A 4,506-nucleotide genomic window follows, 5' to 3' on the forward strand; every position below is an offset into this window, starting at 1 on the left:
GGGAAACAATTCACGAAGCAGGCGACCCGGCCGCGACCACCGCAAAAGCAGGAGTCGAAGCAGCCGAAACAGCGGAAGCGGACGTCCGAGCAAACGAGTACCGAGCAAGGACAACCCAACGCGGTCGACCCCAAAGAGGCGAACCCGGTGAAGGAGAAACTGTCCGCGCTGGAGTCCGAACGCGACCGACTCGAATCCGAACGCGACGCGCTTCGGAACGAGCGCGATGAACACCGCGCCCGTGCGGAAGAACTCGAAGACCGCGTGGCCGAACTCGAATCCGAGGTCGACCGGCTTCGAGCCGAGCTGGAAGAAGCCGGCATCAAGTCGGCGGACCGGTCGATGTCGCCCGACGAGGCGCTACGGGGAACGAACCTGTTCGTCCGCTACGCCCGGAAAGGAGAGGCGACACTGGAGAAGGCACACGCCGGACAGGCAAGCCGCGAGGAGGTCGTCGAGAACCTCCGTCTCGAACACCACACGACGTTCGACACCGAAGGACTCGGCATCGAAGGGCAACCGTACGAGGAGTTCCTCCACGAGACACCCGAATACGGCTTCGCCAAGTGGGTTGTCACTGACTTACTCTACGAAATCGGCGAAACGGACAACCGGTCGAGCCTCGCCGGCGTCTTCGACTCGATTCCGAAAGCCGACCGTATCGAACTCTACGGGACCGTCTCAGTTCCAATCGGCGAGGGCGAGACGGAGCCGCGACAGTTCGACGTTATCGTCCGCGACCAGATGGGAGAACCGCTGTTCGTCGCGAACCTCAACGACTCTCGCGACCCGGCCACCCAGCCGATGGTCACGCAACTCATCAAGGATTCGAAGGCTGTCGCCGACGCGAAAGAGACGCTCGGGTCGGCGTTCGTGGTCACGAAGAGCTTCTTCGAACCCGAAGCCCTCGAAGCGGCCACCGCCGAAACCGGCGGCGGTCTCCTGAGTCGGTCGAAGCGCAAGAGCTTCGTCAAACTCTCGCGCAAGCAGGGGTACCACCTCTGTCTGGTCGAAGCACGAAGCGGCGAGTTCCACCTGAACGTGCCCGACTTGTAGAACCACACCGGCGAATTCGCCGCACCTCCAAATTCTGACTGGGTCGTCGCCGCACCGTGACGTTCGGGGACAACACCTGAGTCTGCCTCGAACTGAGTCGGTTTCGTATCTTATCAGTATTATTAAAATCGAACGGTCCGGAGTGGCGACCAGTGAAGCGGTCTCCGTCGTCGTATCTCGCTGTACTCGGGGGCGGACTCGTCGCGGTGGCAGCCGTCGTCACGTCCTCGCACCCGCTGTACGCGGTCGTCGTCCTCTCCTGGCTCGACCTGACCACGTCGCTGGTTCGGCGGACGTGCCAGACGTTGTTCGCCGCGCCTCGGGAGACGGTTTCGCCGACCGGGGCCGCTCCCGCGCCAGAAGGCGGGAACTCGACGCTGTCGCCGTACGAGCAGGGGTTTTTCCGCTTCTTCTCGGCGAAAGTCGGGTCCGTCACCGTGGCCGACCGGCTGCCACCGGTGTCGCTCCACAACGTGCGGCCCTTCGTGAACGTCGTCTTCCTCTCGCTGTTCTTTTTTATCCCGGTGGCGGCCGTCGGGGTGTCGTCGAAAGTCGTCTCGTCGCCGGTGTTCGACGAGTTCTGGTCGCGACCAACGCCGCTGATTCTCGCCGCGGGTACGCTCGCTTCCGCCGCGAAACACGGACTCCTCGTTCGGAACCACGCGCGCTCGGAGTGGCCGACCGCAGGGGCCGTCGCACCGCGGTGGCGTTTCGGGTTGTGGATGCTGTACTGGGTCCCGCTGTGGTTCCTCACCGCCCTGCACGCGACGGGTCCCGAAGTGGGTGACCTCCTGACGCTCGTTGCGGGGCTCGTCGTTGTCGGGCGAACGGTCCGCGACATTCGCTCGTTTGGCGACGCGGCTGGGGCGACGGAATCGACTCGGTCGTCCGCGAATACGACTGACTCGGCGTCGTCGACGGTCTCCTCGCTTCCGAGCGGCGAACCGTGCTCGACGATTCGGCCGAACCGACGCGCCGTCCGGCTCGCGGGCGCGGTGGACAGCCTCCTGCCGTTCGGCAACGCCGCGAGCAGTTTTCGTCGGGTCGAAGGACAGTACGCCATCGCAGTCGTGCTGTTGGTCGGCGTCCCGCTCGTCGGTCACGAGGTCTGGAGAATCACGTCGCTCCCGCTTCTCGGTGCGGCGACCGTGGCGACGCTCGGCGCGTACTTCGGCGTCGTCGCACTCATCGGCGTCGTTCACTTTGAACTGGCGTTCGGCGCGCTCGAATACCGATTGTCCGACGACGAACTCGTCGCCTACGACCGCCGCCTCGACGCCGTCCAGTGGTGCGTTCCGCTCGACGCTATCCGTGACGCGACCGCCGAGAGGGCGCTGTTCGACAGTCCGCCGGCGACGGACGCAGCGACGGTCGCACTCGACCGGACGGACGATGCTGCGGAGACGGAGCCGTACCGTTTTTACTGCCATTCGCTCGCATTCGTCGACGAACCGGAGCGAGTTGCCGAGCGGCTCACTTCGATTCGAAGCGGTCCCGAGGAGGGTCAGAATGCGAGCGACGCGCACGCACAACGTCCCGTCTCGACGTGAGACACGGAGACGACTCTCACCGAGGGTACGCTGCATACGCGACGAAGAGAGATGTAGCTAACGCGGCCGGATCGAAGACGTGCCCGGTGAGACTCGTCGTACGAAACAGGATAGAACGACCGCGCGTATCGGAGATTAGTTTTCGACTTCAGCCGCTTCTTCGATTTTCATCGATTCGAGCTTGTTGACAATCTCGTCGAGCTTGTCGTCAAGTTCGTCGACGAATTCCTGTGTCCGCTCGGTCGTAATCGCACCCTGGCTGGAGGGCTCGATAAGGTTCTCTTCTTCGAGAACGCGAAGGGAATACCGAACTTTGTGGTGCGGATAACCCGTCTCGTTGGACATCTTGACGATGCCAATCGGCTCACTCTCGATGACCATCTTCAGAACCTGCAGATGGCGCTCCAACATATCAACTTCTTTCTCAAGTCGGTCTATCATGCCATTTGTTAACTCTTCTTGGTAGGCTTTAAGCCTTACCCTCCGAGACGGCGAATAATGAGATAGCCCGACCTTGTCGAGGGCACTAATTAACCGTTGTGTTATCCGTCGTCACGTTAATGCGTGTTTATGGCAGTATTGGTCCTATCAATTAACAACATATGCACGAACGTGAGTCTGTTTCCGGGCGCGACCGTAATCTGTTTAGTGCGGCGCGGGGAACGGCCGACGTATGACTGTTACCATCGTCGGTTCGCAACTCGGCGACGAGGGCAAAGGCGCGCTCGTCGACCTCTGGGGCGGCGACGCTGATATCGTCGTTCGATACCAAGGCGGCGACAACGCCGGACACACGGTCGTCGAAGACGGCGAGGAGTACAAGCTTTCGCTCGTCCCGAGCGGGGCCGTCCGCGGCAAGGTCGGCGTGCTCGGAAACGGCTGTGTCATCAATCCCCGGACGCTCTTTTCCGAAATTGACGACCTCCGTGAGCAGGGTCTCGACCCCGACGTGCGCCTCGCAAAGCGCGCGCACGTGATTATGCCGTATCACCGCCGCCTCGACAACATCGAGGAGGAAGCGAAGGCCGACTCGGACCTGACCGTCGGCACGACCGGACGCGGCATCGGCCCCACCTACGAGGACAAGGTGGGCCGCCGCGGGATCCCCGTCGGCGACCCCTTGGACCCCCAGGTACTCCGCCAGCGACTGGAGTACGTCGTTCCGCAGAAGCGAGCGCCCATCGAAGACGGGTACGGTCTCGAAGCAGGCGACGAGTGTGATATCGAAGCACCCGTCGACGAGGACACCCAGGTCGGCCGGCGCCCCCGCGAAGACGACATGACGGTCAACTGCGGCGACTTCCTCGCCGACCGGCGCGAATCCGGTGAGAACGTGATGTTCGAGGGCGCACAGGGAACGCTCATCGACATCGACCACGGGAGCTACCCGTACGTGACCTCCTCGAACCCGACGGCAGGCGGTGCGTCCACCGGCTCCGGTCTCGGACCGACCGTCGTCGGACAGGGTGAAGTCGTCGGCATCGTCAAGGCGTATCTCTCGCGCGTTGGCGAGGGACCGATGCCGACCGAACTGAAAGACAACGACCACGACGAGGAACTCGCCGACTTCATCCGCGAGAAAGGCGGCGAGTTCGGTACCGTCACCGGTCGCCCGCGCCGTATCGGCTGGCTCGACATCCCGATGCTCCGCCACGCCGCGCGCGCAAGCGGCTTCACCGGCATCGCCGTCAACCACCTCGACGTGCTCGCCGGACTGGACGAAATCAAGGTCGGCCACGCCTACGAACTCGACGGCGAAGAGCGCCTGACCATGCCCGCGACGACCGAACGCTGGGCCGAATGCGAACCCGTCCTAAAGGAGTTCGAACCGTGGCCGGAAGTCGACTGGGCCGAAGTCGCCGAGGAAGGCTACGACGCCATCCCGGACGCTGCACAGGAC

General features: G+C 63.2%; 4 protein-coding genes. 3 read left to right on the forward strand and 1 reads right to left on the reverse strand.

Features of this window, described 5'->3' with window-relative positions:
• Together QT222_RS05815 and QT222_RS05820 are read left to right on the forward strand one after the other, a co-directional pair.
• The coding region (locus QT222_RS05815) for a DUF7527 domain-containing protein (protein ID WP_491476604.1) at window positions 1–1,056 on the forward strand (1,056 nt) is incomplete at its 5' end.
• 152 nt (window positions 1,057–1,208) lie between these two features.
• Window positions 1,209–2,606, forward strand: a complete 1,398-nt coding sequence (locus tag QT222_RS05820) for a hypothetical protein (RefSeq protein WP_491476605.1) — start codon at window positions 1,209–1,211, stop codon at window positions 2,604–2,606.
• Between the two features lie 135 nt (window positions 2,607–2,741).
• On the opposite strand, the gene QT222_RS05825 is transcribed toward QT222_RS05820, so the two are convergent.
• Window positions 2,742–3,047 carry a hypothetical protein gene (locus QT222_RS05825; protein ID WP_004572532.1) on the reverse strand — a complete coding sequence of 102 codons (306 nt, stop codon included), beginning with the start codon at window positions 3,045–3,047 and terminating at the stop codon, window positions 2,742–2,744.
• Between the two features lie 232 nt (window positions 3,048–3,279).
• Here QT222_RS05825 and QT222_RS05830 point away from each other — a divergent pair.
• On the forward strand, window positions 3,280–4,506 hold a 1,227-nt coding region (locus QT222_RS05830), incomplete at its 3' end, for an adenylosuccinate synthase (RefSeq protein WP_491476606.1).

Source organism: Haloferax sp. s1, from assembly GCF_058382125.1.

Excerpts from the sequence above, each read along its gene's own strand:
- QT222_RS05825 (WP_004572532.1), bottom strand. The coding sequence starts at position 3,047 with ATGATAGACCGACTTGAGAAAGAAGTTGATATGTTGGAGCGCCATCTG.